General features: G+C 70.4%; 21 protein-coding genes. 17 read left to right on the forward strand and 4 right to left on the reverse strand.

The window, feature by feature from the left end; genetic code table 11:
- The first annotated feature begins 8 nt into the window (after window positions 1-8).
- From ID574_RS08725 to ID574_RS08795, 15 genes are all read left to right on the forward strand, one after another.
- Entirely contained in the window at window positions 9-872 is an 864-nt protein-coding gene (locus ID574_RS08725; protein ID WP_188188165.1) for an oxygenase MpaB family protein, read from the forward strand.
- 86 nt (window positions 873-958) lie between these two features.
- A complete protein-coding gene (locus tag ID574_RS08730) occupies window positions 959-1,351 on the forward strand; it encodes a DUF948 domain-containing protein (protein WP_188188166.1) in 393 nt (130 codons plus the stop codon).
- Complete coding sequence (locus tag ID574_RS08735; protein ID WP_188188167.1) at window positions 1,348-1,578, forward strand: hypothetical protein; 231 nt, start codon at window positions 1,348-1,350, stop codon at window positions 1,576-1,578. The genes ID574_RS08730 and ID574_RS08735 overlap by 4 nt, the downstream gene beginning before the upstream one ends.
- 22 nt (window positions 1,579-1,600) lie before the next feature.
- A complete protein-coding gene (gene alaS / locus ID574_RS08740; protein ID WP_188188168.1) occupies window positions 1,601-4,273 on the forward strand; it encodes an alanine--tRNA ligase in 2,673 nt (890 codons plus the stop codon).
- 1 nt (window position 4,274) lies between these two features.
- Window positions 4,275-4,754, forward strand: coding sequence for a Holliday junction resolvase RuvX (ruvX, locus tag ID574_RS08745; protein ID WP_223166484.1), 480 nt, complete (start codon window positions 4,275-4,277; stop codon window positions 4,752-4,754).
- Window positions 4,755-4,926: 172 nt separating this feature from the next.
- Window positions 4,927-6,450 carry an endolytic transglycosylase MltG gene (mltG, locus tag ID574_RS08750; RefSeq protein ID WP_223166485.1) on the forward strand — a complete coding sequence of 508 codons (1,524 nt, stop codon included), beginning with the start codon at window positions 4,927-4,929 and terminating at the stop codon, window positions 6,448-6,450.
- A 211-nt stretch (window positions 6,451-6,661) separates the two neighbouring features.
- Window positions 6,662-7,825: an endolytic transglycosylase MltG gene (gene mltG / locus ID574_RS08755; RefSeq protein WP_188188170.1), complete on the forward strand. Its 1,164-nt coding sequence runs from the start codon at window positions 6,662-6,664 to the stop codon at window positions 7,823-7,825.
- 88 nt (window positions 7,826-7,913) lie between these two features.
- Window positions 7,914-8,768 carry a shikimate dehydrogenase gene (locus ID574_RS08760; protein WP_188188171.1) on the forward strand — a complete coding sequence of 285 codons (855 nt, stop codon included), beginning with the start codon at window positions 7,914-7,916 and terminating at the stop codon, window positions 8,766-8,768.
- A 457-nt stretch (window positions 8,769-9,225) separates the two neighbouring features.
- Complete coding sequence (gene infC / locus ID574_RS08765) at window positions 9,226-9,795, forward strand: translation initiation factor IF-3 (RefSeq protein ID WP_223166519.1); 570 nt, start codon at window positions 9,226-9,228, stop codon at window positions 9,793-9,795.
- Window positions 9,796-9,919: 124 nt separating this feature from the next.
- On the forward strand, window positions 9,920-10,114 hold the full coding sequence (gene rpmI, locus ID574_RS08770) for a 50S ribosomal protein L35 (RefSeq protein ID WP_113702878.1): 195 nt from the start codon (window positions 9,920-9,922) through the stop codon (window positions 10,112-10,114).
- A gap of 28 nt (window positions 10,115-10,142) precedes the next feature.
- A complete protein-coding gene (gene rplT, locus ID574_RS08775) occupies window positions 10,143-10,526 on the forward strand; it encodes a 50S ribosomal protein L20 (RefSeq protein ID WP_043622113.1) in 384 nt (127 codons plus the stop codon).
- 92 nt (window positions 10,527-10,618) lie between these two features.
- A complete protein-coding gene (locus ID574_RS08780; protein WP_188188375.1) occupies window positions 10,619-11,419 on the forward strand; it encodes a TrmH family RNA methyltransferase in 801 nt (266 codons plus the stop codon).
- 50 nt (window positions 11,420-11,469) lie between these two features.
- Entirely contained in the window at window positions 11,470-12,570 is a 1,101-nt protein-coding gene (locus tag ID574_RS08785) for a sensor histidine kinase (protein ID WP_188188172.1), read from the forward strand.
- A 158-nt stretch (window positions 12,571-12,728) separates the two neighbouring features.
- Window positions 12,729-13,769: a phenylalanine--tRNA ligase subunit alpha gene (gene pheS / locus ID574_RS08790; protein ID WP_223166520.1), complete on the forward strand. Its 1,041-nt coding sequence runs from the start codon at window positions 12,729-12,731 to the stop codon at window positions 13,767-13,769.
- Complete coding sequence (locus tag ID574_RS08795; protein ID WP_188188174.1) at window positions 13,769-16,324, forward strand: phenylalanine--tRNA ligase subunit beta; 2,556 nt, start codon at window positions 13,769-13,771, stop codon at window positions 16,322-16,324. Before pheS ends, ID574_RS08795 begins: the two co-directional genes overlap by 1 nt.
- A gap of 47 nt (window positions 16,325-16,371) precedes the next feature.
- On the opposite strand, the gene ID574_RS08800 is transcribed toward ID574_RS08795, so the two are convergent.
- Entirely contained in the window at window positions 16,372-16,851 is a 480-nt protein-coding gene (locus ID574_RS08800; protein WP_262495953.1) for a Uma2 family endonuclease, read from the reverse strand.
- Window positions 16,852-17,043: 192 nt separating this feature from the next.
- On the opposite strand from ID574_RS08800, the gene ID574_RS08805 reads away from it, so the two are divergent.
- Window positions 17,044-17,277 (forward strand): hypothetical protein, encoded by a 234-nt coding sequence (locus ID574_RS08805; RefSeq protein ID WP_188188175.1) that lies wholly within the window; start codon window positions 17,044-17,046, stop codon window positions 17,275-17,277.
- Between the two features lie 130 nt (window positions 17,278-17,407).
- Window positions 17,408-18,151, forward strand: a complete 744-nt coding sequence (locus ID574_RS08810; RefSeq protein WP_188188176.1) for a metallophosphoesterase family protein — start codon at window positions 17,408-17,410, stop codon at window positions 18,149-18,151.
- On the opposite strand, the gene ID574_RS08815 is transcribed toward ID574_RS08810, so the two are convergent.
- From ID574_RS08815 to ID574_RS08825, 3 genes are all read right to left on the reverse strand, one after another.
- Window positions 18,148-19,446, reverse strand: coding sequence for an MFS transporter (locus tag ID574_RS08815; RefSeq protein ID WP_223166487.1), 1,299 nt, complete (start codon window positions 19,444-19,446; stop codon window positions 18,148-18,150). The two genes, ID574_RS08810 and ID574_RS08815, sit on opposite strands and share 4 nt — an antisense overlap.
- Before the next feature lie 96 nt (window positions 19,447-19,542).
- Window positions 19,543-19,893, reverse strand: a complete 351-nt coding sequence (locus ID574_RS08820) for a nuclear transport factor 2 family protein (protein ID WP_188188177.1) — start codon at window positions 19,891-19,893, stop codon at window positions 19,543-19,545.
- Window positions 19,894-19,908: 15 nt separating this feature from the next.
- A complete protein-coding gene (locus ID574_RS08825; RefSeq protein WP_188188178.1) occupies window positions 19,909-20,316 on the reverse strand; it encodes a hypothetical protein in 408 nt (135 codons plus the stop codon).
- Window positions 20,317-20,340 lie beyond the last annotated feature (24 nt).

A 20,340-nucleotide genomic window follows, 5' to 3' on the forward strand; every position in this document is an offset into this window, starting at 1 on the left:
ACAACCGTGTGAAGGCGACCGTTACCCCCGGCGGCGGCCTGTTCGGCCCCCAGTCGATCACCTGGAGAATCCACACCGAGTCCCTCGGCCGGCTCGCCGTGCTGCGCGCCTTCCAACTGCAGGCCCTGCACCCCCGCACCATCCGCGGCATCGCCCAGAACTGCCTGCTCGACGACCCGGAAGTGGCCCGCGCGCGGCTGCGGCGCCAGCTCGACTTCGTCACCGTGCGCACGTTCGGCACCCGTGAGCAGGCCGAGCAGGCGGCCGAGCGGGTCCGCCGCGTGCACGCCCGCCTCATCGGCCTCGACACCGACACAGGCACCCTGTTCCGCGTGAACGAGGACGACAATCTCCGCTGGGTCCACTGCGTGGAGACCTCCTCCCACCTGGAGATCGCCCGCCGCTGCGGCGTGCCGCTGAGCGGCGCCGAGGCGGACGCGTACGTGGCCGAACAGCGGCGCAGCGCCCGCCTCGTCGGCTTGCGCGACGTCCCCGGCGACGTGGCCGAGCTGCGCGACTACTTCGCCGGCATGCGCCCGTACCTGTCCGCCACCGACGAGGCACGCGACGCGCTGCGCCGCAGCGTCAGCCCGCAGCTGTCGGTCCGGCTGGCGCTCCTCACCCCGCCACTCGAGCTCGGCTCGCTGCCCGCCGCGGGCGCGCTCGCCTTCGCGACGCTGCCCGCGTGGGCCAAGGAGATGTACGGCTGCCGCGGCGGCAGAGCCTCCGAATACGCCGCCGACACGGCGCTCAAGGCGCTGCGCGCTGCCATGGCCGCCCTGCCGGAACGGCTGGTCGCGCCCGAGATCCGGGCGGCACGGGCCCTCATGAGATCGGCTGCTCAACTGCGGGGAGCCGGCGTGGCGGCCTGATAACGGCTCGCCGTCCTCACCAACGTTGTCCCTCGAACGCGATAGGGTCTTGGCGTTCCGGCCCAGCGTACGAGGGAGATGAGCGGATGCTTACCGCTGGAGAGGTCGCCGGGCTGATCGCCGCCACGGGCTGGATAGTCCTGGTCTGCGTTCTCGCCATGGTGCTCGTCAAGCTCGCCCGGCTGCTCACGGAGACGACCAAGGCGGTCTCCGACCTCAACAACCGCCTGGCGCCGCTGCTCGACGACATGAGCGTCACGGTCAACGAGACCAACAGGCAGCTGATCGCCGTCGAGGCCATCGCCAAGGACGTCAAGCAGGTCAGCGGCCACGCCGCCAAGCTGAGCGCGGTGACGCAGACCATCTTCACCGGGCCGCTGATCAAGGTGTCGTCGCTGGGCTACGGGGTGCGGCGCGCCATCGAGGCCCGCCGGCCGTCCCGGCCCAGGTCCAGGCAGCAGCCCAGGCGGACACGATGATCAGAAGGCTGTTCTACCTGTCGCTCGGCGCGTTCCTCACCTTCTGGGTGATGCGCAGGCTGCAGGCGCTCCACCCCGACCACCTCGCCCGCAGGACCGCCGACAGTGCGGCGGGCATGCTCCAGAGGGTGAGAGACTTTACCTCTGACGTGCTCGGCGAGGCCGCCGAGCGGGAAACCGAGTTGCGGGCGCGTTTCAAGCTCGACAACCCTGAAGATGACAACTGACTAATCGCAAAGGATGGCCAACATGGAGTCGGCAGAGATCGCCCGCCGCTTCCTGCGCTTCTTCGAGGAGCGTGGGCACAAGGTCGTGCCCTCGGCCAGCCTGATCGCTGAGGACCCCACGCTTCTCCTGGTTCCTGCCGGTATGGTGCCGTTCAAGCCGTACTTCCTGGGGCAGCGCAAGCCTCCGGCGTCCCGGCTGGCCACCGCGCAGAAGTGCGTGCGCACGCCCGACATCGACGAGGTCGGCAAGACCACGCGGCACGCGACGTTCTTCCAGATGCTGGGCAACTTCTCGTTCGGCGACTACTTCAAGTCCGAAGTGATCCCGTTCGCGTGGGAGCTGCTCACCAGGTCCGAGTCCGACGGCGGCTTCGGCTTCCCCGAAGACAAGCTGTGGGCGACCGTCTATCTCGAGGACGACGAGGCCTACGACATCTGGCGCAACAAGGTCGGCCTGCCCGAGCACCGCATCCAGCGCCGCGACCTCGAGGACAACTACTGGCACATGGGCGTGCCGGGTCCCGGCGGCCCCTGCTCGGAGATCTACTACGACCGCGGCCCCGAATACGGCAAGGAGGGCGGGCCGGTCGCCGACGAGGACCGCTACCTCGAGGTGTGGAACCTCGTCTTCATGCAGTACCAGCTCAGCGCGGTCCGCACGAAGGTCGACTTCGACGTCGCGGGCGAGCTGCCGGCGAAGAACATCGACACCGGCATGGGCCTGGAGCGCATGGCGGCGATCCTGCAGGGCGTCGACAACATCTACGAGATCGACACCACCTACAAGATCCTCGACAGGGCGGCCGAGCTCACCAAGTCCCGCTACGGGCGTGACCAGCGCGCCGACGTCAGCCTGCGGGTGATCGCCGACCACGTCCGCACCGGCACCATGCTCGTCGCCGACGGCGTCCTGCCCAGCAACGAGGGCCGCGGCTACGTCCTGCGCCGCATCCTGCGCAGGACCGTGCGCAACCTGCGCCTGCTCGGCTCCGGCGACGAGCGCTACATGCACGAGCTCACCGACGTCGCGATCAACGTCATGGGCGAGCAATACCCCGAGCTCAAGACCGACGCGCCGCAGATCCACGGGATCATCGACGCGGAGGAGGCGAGCTTCCTCGGCACGCTCCGCACCGGCACGGCGATCTTCGACGTGGCCGTCGAGGAGACCAAGCGCAAGTCCGGCACGACGCTGTCGGGCGCGCAGGCGTTCCAGCTGCACGACACCTACGGCTTCCCGATCGACCTGACGCTGGAGATGGCGGCCGAGCAGGGGCTCAAGGTCGACGAGGAGGGCTTCCGCCGGCTCATGAAGGAGCAGCGGCAGCGGGCCAAGGCCGACGCGGCGGCGAAGAAGACGGGCAACGCCGACATCTCGGTGTTCGGTCAGCTGCTGGAGGCGGCCGGCAAGGTCGAGTTCCTCGGCTACGACCAGACCGAGGCCGACACCAGCGTGGTCGGCATCCTCGTCGACGGCGCGACCGTTCCTGCGGCGGGCGCGGGCACGACCGTGGAGGTGGTGCTCGGGCGCACCCCGTTCTACGCGGAGGGCGGCGGCCAGCTCGCCGACCAGGGCGTGATCCGCACCAGCGGCGCCGAGGTCGAGATCGTCGATGTCCAGTCCCCGCTGCCCGGGCTCGTCGTCCACCGCGGCAAGATCCGCAGCGGCGAGCTGAGGGTCGGCGACGAGGCGCAGGCGGAGATCGACATCGAGCGCCGCCGCGCGATCTCGCGCAGCCACAGCGCCACCCACCTGGTCCACCGCGGCTTCAAGAACGCGCTCGGTGAGACCGCGGCCCAGGCCGGCTCGGAAAACTCGCCCGGCCGCTTCCGCTTCGACTTCACCGCGGCGGGCGCGGTGCCGCCGAGCGTGCTGCGCGACGTCGAGGACGAGGTCAACGCGGTGCTGATCAACGACCTCAAGGTCAACGCCTTCTACACCTCGCAGGCCGAGGCGCGGGCGATGGGCGCGCTGGCGATGTTCGGCGAGAAATACGGCGACGAGGTCCGCGTGGTCGAGATCGGCGACTACTCGCGCGAGCTGTGCGGTGGCACCCACGTCCACAGCTCCGGCCAGCTCGGCCTGGTCAAGGTGCTGGGCGAGCAGTCGGTCGGCGCGGGCGTGCGCCGCGTCGAGGCGCTCGTCGGCATCGACGCCTTCCGCTTCCTGGCCCGCGAGAGCGTGCTGGTCCACCAGCTCACCGAGCAGCTCAAGGCGCGCCGCGAGGAGCTGCCCGAGCGCATCGACGGCATCGTGACCCGGCTGCGCACGGCGGAGAAGGAGCTGGAGAAGCTCCGCTCCGCGCAGGTGCTCCAGGTGGCGGGCGAGCTGGTGTCGCAGGCTCGTGACCAGCAGGGCGTCTCGGTCGTGACACACCGCGCGCCTGATGGCACCGGCGCCGATGACCTGCGTAAGCTCGCGCTTGATGTGCGCGGCAGGTTCCCGGCCGACCGGCCGGCGGTCATCGTGATCGTCGGCGTCCCCTCCGACCGGCCGGTGGTGGTTGCCGCGGTCAACGAGGCGGGGCGCGAGCGGGGGCTCAAGGCCGGACAGCTGGTCGGCGTCGCCGCCAAGGCGCTTGGGGGTGGCGGTGGCGGCAAGGACGATGTCGCGCAAGGCGGAGGCACACGACCGGAGGCGATCGGCGACGCGCTGCGCCTGGTTGATGAGGCCATCACGGGGCAGCTCGGCTGACATGAGGTTCGGTTCACGGATCGGCGTGGACGTCGGCTCCGTACGCGTCGGCGTGGCCCGCAGCGACCCATCGGGGCTGCTGGCCACGCCGGTCGAGACCGTCAAGCGGGGCAAGGGCGACCTCGATCGCATCGCCGCGATCGTCGCCGAGCACGAGGCGATCGAGGTCGTGGTGGGGCTGCCCACGTCGATGTCGGGCCGCGAGGGGCAGGCGGCCGCGCTGGCCCGCGAGTACGCGACCCGGCTCGCCGCCCGGCTCGCGCCCACGCCCGTACGCCTGTTCGACGAGCGGCTGACCACGGTCGCCGCCACGCATGGGCTGCGGGCCAGCGGCGTCAAGGCCAAGAAACAGCGCGGGGTCGTCGACCAGGCGGCGGCCGTCGTGCTGCTGCAGGACGCGCTCGACTCGGAGCGCGCGACGGAAAGACCACCAGGCAGGCCCGTCGAACCGCCCCCAGCGGCCGACGGACCTGCCCAATGAGCCGGCGACCTACGGGGCGGGGGAGCGCGGCGCCGGCTCGCGGGCGACGCGCCGGCGTGGCGGCGGCCACGGGTTTGTCCGTTGTCGCCGCGCGCGTGCGCAGGGCGTCGTCGCTGGTGATGAGCCGGTCGGCTGGACGCGCGGGTACGGACGCGGTCGGCGGGGTGGTCGCATGAGCGGCACGCCCAATGAGCCGCCGAACGGCATGCCGGAGGACGAGGACGACGTCGGCGACATGATCCCGTTCCGTGCCGACGACCCGGCGCCCGAGTCCGGCATCGACGGGCCTGAGGCACGAGACGGCGACCGGCTCCCGGACGATGACCGGCCTCAGGACGGTGACGGGCTTCGGTATGGGGACGGCGGCCCGCTCCAGCCCGAGAGCGGGGACGGACCTCCGGCCGGCGAGGGGCCCGGGGCCGGAAACATGCCCGAGAGCGAGGACGACCCCCAGGACCGGGATGAGGCTCAAAAGGGGGAGCGATCCTCGGACACGGGGAGGTCCGAGCACGGGGATGGGCCCCAGGTCGGGGATGGGCTCCGAACTGGAGAGGGACCCCAGGCCGGGGATGGGTCCCGGGCCGGAGAAGCATCCCAGGGCGGGGATCGGCGCCGACGTGGAGGCGGCGGCGAGGCGGAGGGCGTTCCGCCGTCCGCCGTGCGGCGGCGGGCCGTGCGCAAGGCGGGCCTGGTCGCCGGGGGCCTGATCGTGTCCCTGGTGGCCCTGGGAGCGGGCGCGATCGCGGTGCTCAAGCCGCACCTCAGCCCCGACGACTACGAAGGCACCGGCAGCGGCGCCGTGACCGTCAGGATCGTCCCCGGCTCCACCGCGGAGGCCATCGGATCGGTGCTGGCCGAGGCCGGGGTGGTGGCGAGCACGGAGTCGTTCGTGCGCGCGACCGAAGATCGCGCGGTGGCCGACCGGCTCCGTCCCGGCCACTACCGGCTGCGCAAGGGCATGGCCGCGAGCGCGGCGCTGGACCTGCTGCTCAGCCCGGCCTCCCGCGTCGTTCGACGCGTCACCATCCCCGAGGGCATGCGCGTGAGCGAGGTGCTGACCCGCCTCGCGAAACAGGCCGGGCTGCCGCTCAAGGAGCTGCAGAACGTCGACAAGGCCCTGGTCGGCCTGCCGAAGTACGCGCCCGGCCTCGAAGGCTTCCTGTTCCCCGCCACGTACGAGATCGAGCCCGGCGACACCGCCGTGGACGTCCTCGCCGCCATGGTCGAGCGCTTCGGCGTCGCGGCCAGGAAGGTGAGGCTGGAGGAGCGGGCGGCACGCGTCCATCTGACGCCGCTGGAGGCCGTCACCGTGGCCAGCCTGATCCAGGCCGAGGGCGGCACCGACGACGACTACCCCAAGATCGCCAGAGTGATCTACAACCGCCTGGCGCGGGGCACCAAGCTCGAGATCGACAGCACGGTCCTGTACGCGCAGAACCGGCGGACACTAAGAGTCACCGAGAACGATACCAAGGTGGACCATCCTTACAACACCTATCGCCACAAGGGACTGCCGCCGGGGCCCATCGCCAATCCCGGTGAGAAGGCGCTGATAGCGGCCCTGCACCCGGCCAAAGGTGATTGGCACTGGTTTGTGACGACGGATCCGGCGCATAGAATCACCAAATTCACCAACAAAGAGAGCGAGTTCGTGAGATACCGGGAAGAGTTGAACAAGAACCTCGGGGCGAACTGATGTTCGTTGGGACCGCTCCCGTCCCTGCGCAAATGCCCCAAAAAGGGGCATGCGCCCTCTTTCCGTCCCTTAGCATGGCTACTCAGAGTGAGCCCCGCCGGTCATGGGAGCATGTCCGGCGGCTTCCCCCGTTCCGCTCGGTAACCCCTGCCGGTTGGGCACTTCCGCTTGACTCCCGGCCGGTCGTACCGGGAGATTGGCCAGCGAACCTATGAACGATCTCGATCTGAACACGCTGCTCGGCGCCGAGGACGACGAAGGTCAGCCCCGGCGCCGCACCCGAAGCTCCGGCAAGCGCGGCTCCAACCGCAGGCGGCGCAGGCGCCGCAATCGGGGCGGATTCATAGCACCCTTGCTCGCCTTCGTCGTGCTGGCGGGCATCATCGGCGGTGGCGGATACTACGGCTACCTCTGGCTCAGCGACGCCCTCGTGCCCGACGACTACACCGGTCAGGGCACCGGCGAGGTCGTCGTCGAGATCAAGGCGGGCCAGAGCGCGTCCGAGGTGGCGCAGGAGCTGGAGCGGCAGGGGGTCGTCGCCAGCGCCAGGGCGTTCACCAACGCGATCGGCAACGCGAACAAGAGCGCCTCGCTGCAGCCGGGGTCGTACAAGTTGCGCAAGCAGATGTCCGCGGCCGCCGCCGTGTCGATGCTCAACCCGGACAACCGGCTGCGCGCCAAGGTGACCATCCGGGAGGGCCTGCGCCTGTCCGACACCCTCAAGACGCTCGCCAAGGAGACCGGCAAGCCGGAGAAGGAATTCGCCGAAGCGGCCAAGAAGGTCCGCGCCCTGGAGCTGCCGCCGTACGCCAAGGGCAACCTGGAGGGCTACGCCTTCCCCGCCACGTACGAGTTCCAGCCCAAGACCACTGCGTCGCAGATGCTCGCGATGATGGTCGACCGGTTCAACCAGACCGCCAAGAGCGTGGACCTCGAAGGCGGCGCCAAAGCCCTCGGGCGCACACCGCACGAGATCGTGATCGTCGCCAGCATCATCCAGGCCGAGGCCGGGCGCGCCGAGGACATGCCGAAGATCGCCCGTGTCATCTACAACCGCATGGCGCACAAGCCGCCGATGACGCTGTCGATGGACAGCACGGTGATGTACGCGCTCGGCAAGTACGGCACCTTCGCCACCAACGCGGACCTGCAGAGCAAGTCCCGCTACAACACCTACAAGTATCAGGGGCTGCCGCCCGGCCCGATCGCCAACCCCGGTGACCATGCCATCGAGGCCGCGCTCAACCCGGCCAAGGGCCCCTGGCTGTACTTCGTGGCCACCGACAAGAGCGGCGTCACGAAGTTCGCCACCACCGATGCCGAGCACCAGGCGCTGGTCGCCGAGTGCAAGAGGAACGGCGGCTGCGGCGGCTGACCGTTCCGGCCGGGAAGTCGCCGTCCGCCCGGCTGCGCAGCGCGCCCGGCGGACGGCGATAAGGTCTTCCTGGCCGGAAGGAGTGACGATGCGGGCCGCTGTGTTGGGGTCGCCCATCGCCCATTCGCTCTCGCCCTACCTGCACAGGGCCGCCTATCAGGCGATGGGGCTCGACGGGTGGAGCTACGAGGCGTTCGAGTGTGACGAGGCGCGGCTGCCGGGGCTGCTGGGGGAGCTGGCGCCGGTGCGCGGGCAAGGGGCGGAGGACGCGGACGCCTGGGCGGGGCTGTCGCTGACCATGCCGCTCAAGCGGGCCGTGCTGCCGCTGCTCGACACCGTGTCCGAGCTGGCCGTCGAGGTCGGCGGGGCCAACACGGTGGTGTTCCGCGACGGGCGGCGCCACGGCGACAACACCGACGTCCACGGCATCGAGCAGGCGCTGGCGGAGGCCGGGGTGCCGGCGCCGCGATCGGCCACGGTGCTGGGCGGCGGCGCCACGGCGGCCTCCACGCTGGCGGCGCTGCGCAACCTCGGGCTGTTCTCGGCCACGCTGCTGGTGCGCGACCCCGCCAGGGCCGGTGGGACGGTCGAGGTGGCCGAGCGGCTGGGCGTGGCGCTGGCGGTGGAGACGTTCGACAAGCTCGACGTGCTCACCCGGGTGGATCTGGTGGTGTCCACGCTGCCGAGTGGCGCGGCCGACGCCTTCGCCGACCGGCTGGCCGGGGTGCCCGCCCTCTTCGACGTGGTCTACTCGCCCTGGCCGACCCGCGCCGCGGCGGCCGTGCAGGCGGCGGGGGGGACGGTGGTCGGCGGGTTCGCGATGCTGCTGCATCAGGCGGTGCGGCAGGTGGAGCTGATGACCGGCAGGACGGATGTGCCGGTGGAGGCGATGCGTACGGCCGGCCAAGCGGAGATCCTCAGGCGGGCGGCTCGAACGGGTTGATCACGGTCCCGCTGTGCCGTCGCGGGTCACCGTGCGCCTTGGCTCTGGCGCGATCGGCGCGTCCGAGACGGGAAGCGCGCACGCCTCCTCGGCGACGTCTTCGGCCATAGGGATGATCCGGTCAAATTCCCAGGTCAGAACTTTACGGCAGGAGATTTGGCCGGCGGGGATGATTCGAGGGCCCCGCGTGGTTGTGGTAATGTAGCTCTCTGATCGGTCCGGCATGCCTTGCTGGACGCGCAAGCGGAGGTCTCCCTCCCACCCGAGTCGCCGAAAGGTGGCCGGGTCCAGGATCACGCCGGACTACTCCGGGGAGCTCGAGGCCACGAAAGCCAAAGAGCTCAGTGGCCCCGCATGCGCGACGTGCGGGGCTTTTCGCGTTCAGCGCGGGAGGCCTCGGCACGACGAGCACGTAGGGATCGCAAACCTAGGAGGCCCCATCAGCACTGAGCCCCGCATCAACGAGCGTATCCGAGTTCCCGAGGTTCGCCTCGTGGGCCCGAACGGCGAGCAGGTAGGCATCGTCTCGATTCACGACGCCCTGAAGCTCGCCCAAGAGGCCGACCTCGACCTCGTCGAGGTCGCGGCCACGGCTCGACCGCCCGTGTGCAAGCTCATGGACTACGGCAAGTTCAAGTACGAGTCCGCGATGAAGGCGCGCGAGGCGCGCAAGAACCAGGCGCACACGATCATCAAGGAGATCAAGCTCCGGCCGAAGATCGACCCGCACGACTACGAGACCAAGAAGGGTCACGTGGTGCGGTTCCTCAAGGCGGGAGACAAGGTCAAAGTCACGATCATGTTCCGCGGACGTGAGCAGTCCCGGCCGGAGCTCGGCTTCCGGCTGCTGCAGCGGCTCGCGGACGACGTCCAGGAGCTCGGCTTCGTGGAGTCCCACGCCAAGCAGGACGGCCGTAACATGATCATGGTGATCGGTCCGCACAAGAAGAAGGCCGAGGCCAAGGCCGAAAAGGCCGCAGCCAGGGCACAGCGTGGCACTGAGGGATCTTCCGCACAGGAAGGATGACCTGCGGTTGGGGTTAGCCTTACATCGCGCCCCAGCAGCCACCGGCAGACGAAAGACGCCGCGACCGGGTCGGCCAAGCACCGGCCCGGCCACCGGCACGACCGAAACGAGGAGAGACGGCGACATGCCGAAGATGAAGACGCACAGTGGTGCGAAGAAGCGGTTCCGGCTCACCGGCACCGGCAAGATCAAGCGTCGCCGTGCCAACCGCGCGCACTACAACGAGTGGAAGTCGTCCACGCTGACGCGCCGTCTCAAGAACGAGGTCGTCCTTTCCGACGCCGACACCAAGAAGATCAAGAAGCTGCTCGCGAAGTAAGTAGCGCGATTCCCCGGGGAGAAGAAACATGGCACGCGTGAAGCGGGCGCTCAACGCCAAGAAGAAGCGCAGGGTCGTCCTCGAGAGGGCGAGCGGTTACCGTGGCCAGCGGTCGCGTCTTTACCGCAAGGCCAAGGAGCAGATGCTCCACTCGATGACGTACGCCTACCGTGACCGCAAGGACCGCAAGGGCGCCTTCCGCCGCCTGTGGATCCAGCGGATCAACGCCGCGGCCCGTCAGAACGGCATGACGTACAACCGCCTGATCCAGGGTCTGCGCCTGGCCAACATCGAGGTCGACCGCAAGATCCTCGCCGATCTCGCGGTGAATGACAGCCAGACCTTCGCCACGCTCGTCGAGGCCGCCAAGAAGGCGCTCCCGGCGAACGTGAACGCTCCGGCCGCGAGCTGAAGCAATTGCCTTAAGAGAGGGGCCCACCGATGACGGTGGGCCCTTTGCTGTACGTGGACATGCCGCTACGCGCGGTGCGCAGGGGGAGAGCAATGGCCGGGTCCGAGCTGACCAACGTGAAGTCGCCGCGGGTGAAGGCCGCCAGGCGGCTCACCAAGCGCGCCTTCAGGGATCAGGACCGCAAGTTCCTGGCCGAGGGCCCGCAGGCGGTGCGCGAGGCGCTCAAGCTCGACGGCGTCACACTGGAGCTGTTCAGCACCGCCGAGGCCGAGCTGCGCCACCCCGAGCTGATCACCGAGGCCAGGCTCAAGGGCGTGCCCGTCCACCGCGCCAGCGGCGAGGTCATGGCCGAGCTGTCCCAGACCGTCACGCCGCAGGGGCTGGTGGCGGTCTGCAAGCTCGTGCACGTCCCCCTGGAGACGGCGCTGAAGGAGCCGCGCCTGGTCGCGGTGCTCGCCCACGTGCGCGACCCGGGCAACGCCGGCACCGTCCTGCGGGCCGCCGACGCCGCCGGGGCGGACGCGGTGATCTTCACCGACGCCTCCGTCGACCCGTACAACGGCAAGTGCGTACGCGCCAGCGTCGGCAGCCTTTTCCATTTGCCCGTCGTCGTCGGTGCACCGGCGGCCGCCGCCGTGCGTCAACTGAAGGAGCGCGGTTTGCGCGTGCTGGCGGCCGACGGCGCGGGCAAGCACACGCTCGACGACGTCGACCTGTCGGGCCCCACCGCGTGGATCTTCGGCAACGAGGCCTGGGGACTGCCGGAGGAGCTACTCGCCGACGCGGACGATGTGGTCAGAGTGCCCATCTACGGACAGGCTGAAAGTCTCAACCTGGCCACCGCGGCGGCGGTATGCCTTTACTCCTCGGCTAGGGCGCAGCGAGTGCCCTAGGCGGCGGGAAACCCGCTATTGTCGGCGTTGTAGGCGGAGGAGGCGAGGTCGTGCACGGCGCAGAAACCGACGGGCAAGTAGTGGCCGCCGCGTGCACGATAGCCATCGACGATCTTCCAGACGGCCTCATCGTGACCGACCGATATGGGTGCGTGCTGGCCGTCAACCGGGCCGCGGCACGGCTGACCAAGATCGCAGTGGAGCGTGCGGTCGGCAGGCACATGAACGACGTGTTCCCCTTCCGCGACCACGACGGGCGCGACTGGTGGAAGGCGCTCGACCCCGAGGGCGGGCTGCGCACCCGCAGCCGGGTGCCGGAGCGCCCGCTGCACCTGCCCGGTGGCCAGGAGCTCCACGTCGCCGCCCGGCTCGTACGCGAGCCCGAGCGCGGCGGCGAGGTCGAGCGCGTCACGATCACCCTGCGCGACGGCGGCGCCCGCGCCCGGCTGGAGCGCAGCCGCGCCGACCTGGTCTCCACCGTGGCCCACGAGCTGCGCTCGCCGCTGACCAGCGTCAAGGGGTTCACCGCGACGATGCTGGCCAAGTGGAGCCGCTTCACCGACGAGCAGAAGCGCGTCATGCTCGAGACGGTCAACAACGACGCCGACCGCGTCACCCGGCTCATCACCGAGCTGCTCGACGTCTCCCGCATCGAGTCGGGGCGGCTGGAGGTGCGCCGCCAGGTCGTCGACCTGCCGGCCAGGGCGCGCAGGCTCATCGCGGGCCGGGTCGCGGCCGGCGAGACGGAAGACCGCTTCCGCCTGATCGTCGGCGACGACCTGCCGGAGATGTGGCTCGACCAGGACAAAGTCGACCAGATTCTGGGTAATCTGGTGGAAAATGCGCTGCGTCACGGGCGCGGCACTGTGACAATCGAGATCGAGTCCGTCGGATGGGGAGTTGCCGTGTCGGTGCGCGATGAGGGCGAGGGCATCGAGCCCGAGCTGGCCCCGCGCGTCTTCAGGCAGTTCTGGCGGGGCGGCAACAGCCGCAGGCGCGGCGGCACGGGGCTCGGCCTGTTCATCGTGAAGGGCCTGGTCGAGGCACACGGCGGCACGATCACCGTGCAGCGGGCGCCCGAGGGCGGGGCGGAGTTTCGATTTACCGTGCCCACCGGCACGCCCGACTTCGCCACTTCCGCGTCTGTGTAGTCCGTTGCACGGAGCTGGGACGCTGGAAAGCGGGATTCGGGCCCGGTGGGCCGACGCCACTAGACTCTTTTCCGCTCAAGCCCTGGATACGGAGCTCACTCTTGTCTGACTACGACCCCGTCGAGGTGACACCGCTGCATGCCGACGAGGTGTCGCGCATGGAGGCCGACGCCATCGCGGCGATCAAGGCTGCCGACAGCCTCGACGCACTCAAGCAGGCCAGGCTGGCGCACGCGGGCGACCGCTCGCCCATCGCCCTGGCCAACCGCGAGATCGGCGCTCTGCCGCCCGCCGCCCGCGCCGAGGCCGGCAAGCGGGTCGGCGGCGCCCGCCGAGCGATCAACGAGGCGCTGGCCGCCCGCCAGGCCGAGCTGGAGGCCGAGCGCGACGCCCGGGTGCTCGTCGAGGAGACCGTCGACGTCACCCTGCCGTGGGACCGCCGGCCGCGCGGCGCCCGCCACCCGCTCACGACGCTGCAGGAGCGCATCGCCGACGCGTTCGTCGCCATGGGCTACGAAGTGGCCGAGGGGCCCGAGCTCGAAGGCGAGTGGTTCAACTTCGATGCGCTCAACATCGCCAAGGACCACCCGGCCCGCTCCGACCACGACACGTTCTTCGTCGGGTCCACCGAGTCCGGCATGGTGCTGCGCACGCAGACCTCGCCGGTGCAGATCCGCGCGCTGCTCGAGCGCGAGCTGCCGGTCTACGTCATCTCGCCGGGCAAGACGTTCCGCACCGACGAGCTCGACGCCACCCACACGCCGGTCTTCCACCAGACCGAGGGGCTGGCCGTCGACGAGGGCCTGACGATGGCCCACCTCAAGGGCACGCTCGACCGGTTCGCCGAGGTGATGTTCGGCAAGGGGATCACGACCAGGTTCCGGCCCAACTACTTCCCGTTCACCGAGCCGTCCGCCGAGATGGACCTCAAGTGCTTCGTCTGCCGCGGCGCCTCGGCCGTGCCCGGCAACCCGCCGTGCCGCACCTGCAAGTCGGAGGGCTGGATCGAGTGGGGCGGCTGCGGCATGGTCAACCCGCGCGTGCTGGTCGCCTGCGGCGTCGACCCGGCGCGCTACTCCGGGTTCGCGTTCGGCATGGGCATCGAGCGGACCCTGATGTTCCGCCACAACGCCGAGGACATGCGAGACATGGTCGAAGGAGACGTGCGCTTCACGCTCCCGTTCGGAATGGAGATCTGATGAAGGTCCCGCTCTCCTGGCTGCGGGAGTATGTCGATCTCCCGGCGGTCACCGCCCACGAGGTGGCCGACAAGCTCACCGCGGCCGGGCTCAAGCTCGAGTCGATCACCTCGCACGGCCACGACGTCAAGAACGTCGTGGTCGGCGAGGTGCTCGAGATCGAAGAGCTCACCGGCTTCAAGAAGCCGATCAGGCACTGCAAGGTCGAGACCGGCGAGGCGGCGCCCCGCGAGATCATCTGCGGCGCCACGAACTTCGCCGCAGGCGACCGGGTGCCCGTCGTGCTGCCCGGCGGCGTGCTGCCCGGCGGGTTCGAGGTCGGCGCGCGCAAGACGTACGGACGCATGTCCGAGGGCATGATCTGCTCCGAGCGCGAGCTCGGGCTCAGCGACGAGCACGGCGGCATCATGGTGCTGCCCGCCGGCACGCCGATCGGCGCCGACGTGGTCGAGCTGCTCGGCCTGCGCGACGACGTCATCGAGCTGGAGATCACGCCCGACATCGGCTACGCCCTGTCCATCCGGGGCGTGGCGCGCGAGGCGGCGACCGCGTTCGGGGTGGCCTTCCGCGACCCCGCCGACGTCGAGGTGCCCAAGGAGACCGAGCCCGCGTGGCCGGCCTCGATCGCCGACCCGACCGCCTGCGACCGGTTCGTGCTGCGCGAGGTCACCGGCTTCGACCCGGACGCCAAGAGCCCGCTCTGGATGCGCGTACGCCTCACCAGGGCCGGCATGCGGCCGGTGTCGCTGGCCGTCGACATCACCAACTACCTGATGCTGGAGCTCGGGCAGCCGCTGCACGCCTTCGACCGGGCCAAGCTGACCGGCGAGATCGTCGTGCGCCGGGCCGTGGCCGGCGAGCGCCTCGAGACGCTCGACCACGTCGTGCGCGAGCTCGACCCCGACGACATCCTCATCACCGACCAGTCGGGCCCGATCTCGATGGCGGGCACCATGGGCGGGCTGGCGACCGAGATCTCCGACGAGTCGACCGCCATCGTCATCGAGGCCGCCCACTTCTCCGCCACCGGCATCTCGCGCGAGTCGCGCAGGCACGGGCTGGTGTCGGAGTCGTCCAAGCGGTTCGAGCGCGGCGTCGACCGGGAGCTGCCGCTCGTCGCCTCGTGGCGGGCGGTGCAGCTGCTGGCCGAGCTGGGCGGCGCGACCATCCAGCCTGGGGTCACGCACGCCGAGGTCGAGGTGTCGCCCGCGCGCATCGCGATCCCGGCCGGCTACCCGGGCACCGTGGCCGGCGTCCCCTACGCCAAGGAGACCGTGGTCGCCCGGCTGGAGCAGATCGGCTGCGTCGTGGTGGACGGCGACGACCCAGCCGTGCGCAAGGGCGGCGTCGACCCGACCGGGGTCGTGACCGGCGGCGCGCTGGCGGCCAGGCTGGCCGTCACCGGCGACGACATGATCACGGTGACTCCGCCGTCGTGGCGGCCCGACCTCACCGACCCCAACGACCTGGCCGAAGAGGTCATCCGGCTGGAGGGGTACGAAGGCCTGCCGTCGCTGCTGCCCAAGGCCCCGGCAGGGGCCGGGCTCACCGAGGGGCAGCGGCTGCGCAGGCGGGTCGGCCGGGCGCTGGCCGAGGGCGGCTACGTCGAGGTGCTGAGCTATCCGTTCATCAGCCCCGACGACTTCGACCGGCTGCTGCTGCCCGCCGAGGACGCGCGCCGCCACGCCGTGCGGCTGGCCAACCCGCTGTCGGAGGACGAGCCGCTCATGCGCACCACGCTGCTGCCGGGGCTGCTCAAGACCCTCGTACGCAACGTCGGCCGCGGCTTCACCGACGTGGCGCTCTACGAGAGCGGCGCCGTCTACCGGCCGCGCGACAACGCTCCCGGCGTCGCGCCGGTGCTCGGCGTCGAGCGCAGGCCCACCCCCGAGGAGTTGGCCTCGATCGAGTCGGCACTGCCCGACCAGCCGCTGCGCGTGGCGGTCGTGCTGGTCGGCGAGTTCGAGCGGTCCGGCTGGTGGGGCGCCGGCCGGCAGGCCTCCTGGGCCGACGCGGTGCAGGCCGCACGGCTGGTGGCGGCCGAGGCGCGGCTGGAGCTGTCGATCAGCGCCGACCAGCACGAGCCCTGGCACCCGGGGCGCTGCGCCGCCCTCTACGTGGGTGACACGCTCGTGGGCCACGCCGGCGAGCTGCACCCGCGGGTGATCGAGGCGTACGGGCTGCCGGCGCGCACCGCGGCCATGGAGCTGGAGCTGTCTCGCCTGGAGGCGGCCATGCCGGGGCCGGTCGAGACGCCCCCGGTGTCCGCCTACCCGGTGGCCACGCAGGACGTCGCCCTGATCGTGCCCGACTTCACGCCGGTGGCGGACGTGGAGGCGGCCCTGCGCGACGGGGCCGGGGAGCTGCTGGAGTCGATCCGGCTGTTCGACGTCTACGCCGGGGAGCAGGTGGGCGAGGGGAACAAGTCGCTCGCCTACTCGATGCGGTTCCGGGCAGCCGACCGTACGCTGACGGTGGAGGAGACCACGGCGGCGCGGGACGCGGCGGTGGCCCTGGCGGCCGATCGCGTAGGGGCTCAGCTGCGTAGCTCCTGAACCTGGTAAGGGCCGGTGCGGCGGGGTGCCGTGCCGGCCTTTCCGTTTCAGATGCGGTCGATCTCCGTGAGGTCGATCTCCAGGTCGAACGGAACGGTCAGCCGCAGCCTGTCTCGATGGATGCCCGTGAGGGCGTAGGAACTGGTGGCGGGGTCGAGTTCGTGGACGTAGACGACCGCTCGGCCGGTGTCGGTCTCGACCCGCCAGAAGTGCGGGATTCCGGCTTCGGCGTGGAGGAGCGGCTTGCGTTTCCTGTCGCGGGACCTGGTGTCGTCAGTGACGACTTCGACCGTGAGCTTGACGTCTTGCGCGAAGTAGAAGGTCTGGTCCGGGCCTTTCTGGGCCTCGGCGCGGATGACGATTACGTCCGGTTCGGGGCGTTGGTCCTCGTCGAGGACGATGGTCATCCGGCCGCGCACGAGGAGATCGTCGGGGGCTGTGCGGTCGAGCGCGTAGTGGAACAGCATCAGTGCCCGGCAGTGGATGTCGGTTTGCGGGGCGAAGAAGACCAGGCTCCCGTCGATCAACTCGGCGTGGTTGGGCAGTGCCGGCAGGTGATCGAGGTCTTGGGCCTTGAATCCCTCAGGGGGGCGGGATGACCCAGAACGGGAGGAAGTCAAGATCCTCTTCTGCGGTTGCCATAGCGCAATGTTAGTGCACTGCTGCTGTATGTGTTCACGTGTTCGACTCTTCATGCCGGGCTGGCAGAATTCGTTCGCATGACGCAGCTGCTGGTGTTCGGTGAGCGTGAGGACGCCGAGGAGGTCGCGGAGACGCTGGGTGAGTGGTTTCCGGAGCTTGGGGTGCCGCGCGTCGTGCGGGAGACGCTCGCAGGGGAGGACGACGCTGAGGACGCGCAGTGGCTGGTCGTCGTCGATGGGCTCAACGAGGACGTGCTGGCCAAGGTGGACGAGCTGGTGGAGCGGTACGACGGGTGGCGGGAGGCGGGCTGAGCCCCACCCTTATCGCTTTCTGCTCTTGTTGAGCGTCCGTTCACGCCCAGTGAATGCGCATACACGCGGAGGCGTTCGTCCGGCGTGAACAGCTCTCCCGCCGGAGGCCTGGATCGGGGAGAGTGGCGGCATGCGTGTTGCCGTGTTGTCCGACATCCATGGAGTGCTGCCCGCGCTCGAAGCCGTGCTGGCCGAGCCCGACGTGGCCGCCGCCGATCTCATCGTGCTCACCGGAGACCTGGCGGCGGGGCCGATGCCGGTCGAGACGCTCGACCTGCTGGCCGGGCTGGGGCAGCGGGCGTTGTGGCTCAGCGGGAACGCCGACAGGGAGCTCGTGGAGGCGGCCGGTGGGAAGGCCAGCCCTTACCCGATCTCCCAGTGGGCGGCGGAGCGATTGCGGGATGATCAGGTGGAGCTGCTGGCGGGGCTCCCGGCGCGGCAGACCCTGGAGGTCGGGCGGCTCGGGACGACGTTGCTCGTGCATGCGACCCCGCGCAGCGACGAGGAGATGATCCTGGTCGACAGTTCGCTGGAGCGGTGGGGTGAGGTGCTGGCGGGGGAGGGCGCCGACACCGTGGTGGTGGGCAACACGCACATGCCGTTCGTGCGGCTGGCCGATCGGGTGCTGGTGGTCAATCCGGGGTCCGTCGGGATGCCGTACGGGAAGGGCGGACGGGCGCACTGGGCGTTGCTGGACGGTGACAGCGGGGCGGTCGCCCTGCGGTGGACGCCGCTCGATCCCGCCCTGGTGGGGCAGCGGCTGGTGGCCGGGAGCGGGTTCGAGGGCATCGAGGAGTGGGTGGCGGAATACGTGACGAGCGTCTACTCCGACGCCGAGGCGTTGCGGGCGTTCGCCAAGGCCGAGAGCCGTTAGGGCTGCTGGGCCGCCGGCTCCTCCCTGCGAGCTCTCTCCGCCAGGGCGTGCTCGTCCGTTCTGGCGTCGTAGCGGCGGAACTTCGGCAGGGCGGCGCCCAGCGCGAGGACGGCGCCGACGCACAGCAGGCCGCCCGCGCCCAGCGAGAAGCGGGTGCCGCCGAAGTTGGCCATCAGGCTGGCGCGGGCGTTGCCGAGCATGGGGCCGCTGGCGTACGACAGCAGCTCGATGCCCGCCAGGCGCCCCCGCAGCTCCCGCGGGATGGTCTGGTTCCACATCGTCATGCGGAAGATGCCGCTCACCATGTCGGCCGCGCCCGCCAGCGCGATGCAGACGAAGACCAGCCAGACGTTCGGGGCCAGCGCGGTCAGGGCCACCGCCACGCCCCACAGCGCCGCCGCGATGATCACGCCGAGGCCCTGGCGCTGCACCCGGGCCGCCCAAGCGCCGGTGAGCGAGGCGATCAGCGCGCCCACCGCCCCGGCCGAGTACAGCAGCCCGAGCGCCTGCGGCGCGCGCAGCTCGTCGGCCAGGAACGGGAACAGCGCCGTCGCCATCGCGAACACCATGGCCGCGATGTCCACGAGGTACGTCCCCATCAGGTCGCTGCGTCCCACGGCGTACCGCACGCCCTCGACCAGCGATTTCAGCGACGCGGGCGCGGCGTCCTCGGCAGGGGGCAGCGACCTGATCCGCCACAGCAGCGCCAGCGACAGCAGGAACGTCAGCGCGTCCACCCCGTACGCGGCCGCCGGCCCCGCGGACGTCACCAGCAGACCGCCCAGGGCCGGGGCCACGATGGCGCCGAAGTTCCAGCGCAGGCTCGACAGCACCGCCGCCGCGCCCTGCTGCTCGTGCTTGACGACCTGCTGGAACACCGCCTCCATGCTGGGGCGCTGCAGGGAGGCGAGGCCGGTGGAGATGGCGCCCACCACGTACAGCACCCAGACCTGGGGGTTCGGCAGCAGGGCGTTGACCATGAGGGCGGCCGAGGTGACCAGGAGGCCGACCTCGCTCAGTACGATGATCTTGCGGCGGTCGAGGGCGTCGGCGATGGCGCCGCCCCACAGGCCGCACACCACCATCGGCACGAACTCCGCCAGGCTCACCAGGCCGACCGCCAGGTAGGAGCCCGTCAGCTCCTTCATCTGGTACGGCACCGCCACCAGGGTGATGAACGTGCCGAACATCGTGATGACCCCGGACGCGAACAGCAGGCGATAGTCTCGCGAATCGCGCAGGGGGCTCAGGTCGATGGAAACCTGACGAAGGAGACGCTTTAGTCGATCGGGCACGAAGTTAAATTGTCGGGCGCGGGCCAAGCCCGGGGCAAATCGTTTTCACCCGCGCACATGGCAATGGCCCCGGGAAACCCGGGGCCATGCGGAGGGTCAGGCGGGGACCTTGTCCAGGAAGCCCAGGACCTTGCGGATCCTGCCGTCCTCGGCCAGCTCGACGACGTCGAAGCCGACCGCGACCGGCTCCCCGCCCGCCGGGCCGAGGTGCCAGGTGAACCTGGCGATGTGGTGGTGGGCGTCGTACACCTCGCCCGGGGTGAACACCAGGCCGGGGAACATCCCCTGCGCGCCCTCGATCACCGCGGCGATCCCGGCGTGACCGGCCACGTCGGCCAGGGGGTCGGTGTAGGTGGCGTCCTCGGTCCACAGCTCGGCCACGGCCTTGGCGCGGGCGTCGGCGTCGGTCTCGTTCCAGGCGGCGACGTAGCGTTCGACGAGATTCATGGTCTTCCCTTCCGACTACTGGTTGCGGGCCTTGCGCAGGCCCATGATCTGCAGCTCGGCGAACCCGGCGACGACCAGCGCCTGGGCGATGGCCCAGATGGCGCCGATCGTGGTGTAGTCCAGCACTCCGGTGACGACGGTCGCGACGCTGCCCAGGGTCCAGATGATGTTCAGGGCGATCACGGCCTTGGTGGCCGCCGGGCTGATCGTCCTGCGGGAGGCGAGCAGGCCGACCGCGGCGCCGTACGCGAGCAGGAAGACGCCGATCCCGCGCAGCAGGGCCGCGTCCGGGCCGAGGAGGTCGCCCACGGGGCCGGCGAAGGCCAGGTAGACCAGCCCGTTGCCGCCGGTGACGACGGCGTCGGCGGCCAGCGCGAGGCGCAGGAACTTGGCCTTGTCGGCGGTGACGGTGACGGCGGTCATATCTGGCTCCTTACACGTGGTTCG

The sequence above is a fragment of the Nonomuraea sp. SYSU D8015 genome (genome assembly GCF_008065375.1).
Classification (GTDB): Bacteria; Actinomycetota; Actinomycetes; order Streptosporangiales; family Streptosporangiaceae; genus Nonomuraea.

Bases quoted from the DNA above. Each gene is read 5' to 3' on its own strand.
- mltG (WP_188188170.1), top strand. From the start codon at position 6,662: ATGAACGATCTCGATCTGAACACGCTGCTCGGCGCCGAGGACGACGAA.
- ID574_RS08735 (WP_188188167.1), top strand. From the start codon at position 1,348: ATGATCAGAAGGCTGTTCTACCTGTCGCTCGGCGCGTTCCTCACCTTC.
- ID574_RS08820 (WP_188188177.1), bottom strand. From the start codon at position 19,893: ATGAATCTCGTCGAACGCTACGTCGCCGCCTGGAACGAGACCGACGCC.
- alaS (WP_188188168.1), top strand. From the start codon at position 1,601: ATGGAGTCGGCAGAGATCGCCCGCCGCTTCCTGCGCTTCTTCGAGGAG.
- ID574_RS08780 (WP_188188375.1), top strand. From the start codon at position 10,619: ATGGCCGGGTCCGAGCTGACCAACGTGAAGTCGCCGCGGGTGAAGGCC.
- rpmI (WP_113702878.1), top strand. From the start codon at position 9,920: ATGCCGAAGATGAAGACGCACAGTGGTGCGAAGAAGCGGTTCCGGCTC.
- pheS (WP_223166520.1), top strand. From the start codon at position 12,729: ATGGAGGCCGACGCCATCGCGGCGATCAAGGCTGCCGACAGCCTCGAC.
- ruvX (WP_223166484.1), top strand. From the start codon at position 4,275: ATGAGGTTCGGTTCACGGATCGGCGTGGACGTCGGCTCCGTACGCGTC.
- ID574_RS08805 (WP_188188175.1), top strand. From the start codon at position 17,044: ATGACGCAGCTGCTGGTGTTCGGTGAGCGTGAGGACGCCGAGGAGGTC.
- ID574_RS08760 (WP_188188171.1), top strand. From the start codon at position 7,914: ATGCGGGCCGCTGTGTTGGGGTCGCCCATCGCCCATTCGCTCTCGCCC.
- rplT (WP_043622113.1), top strand. From the start codon at position 10,143: ATGGCACGCGTGAAGCGGGCGCTCAACGCCAAGAAGAAGCGCAGGGTC.
- ID574_RS08730 (WP_188188166.1), top strand. From the start codon at position 959: ATGCTTACCGCTGGAGAGGTCGCCGGGCTGATCGCCGCCACGGGCTGG.
- ID574_RS08810 (WP_188188176.1), top strand. From the start codon at position 17,408: ATGCGTGTTGCCGTGTTGTCCGACATCCATGGAGTGCTGCCCGCGCTC.
- ID574_RS08825 (WP_188188178.1), bottom strand. From the start codon at position 20,316: ATGACCGCCGTCACCGTCACCGCCGACAAGGCCAAGTTCCTGCGCCTC.
- mltG (WP_223166485.1), top strand. From the start codon at position 4,927: ATGAGCGGCACGCCCAATGAGCCGCCGAACGGCATGCCGGAGGACGAG.
- ID574_RS08795 (WP_188188174.1), top strand. From the start codon at position 13,769: ATGAAGGTCCCGCTCTCCTGGCTGCGGGAGTATGTCGATCTCCCGGCG.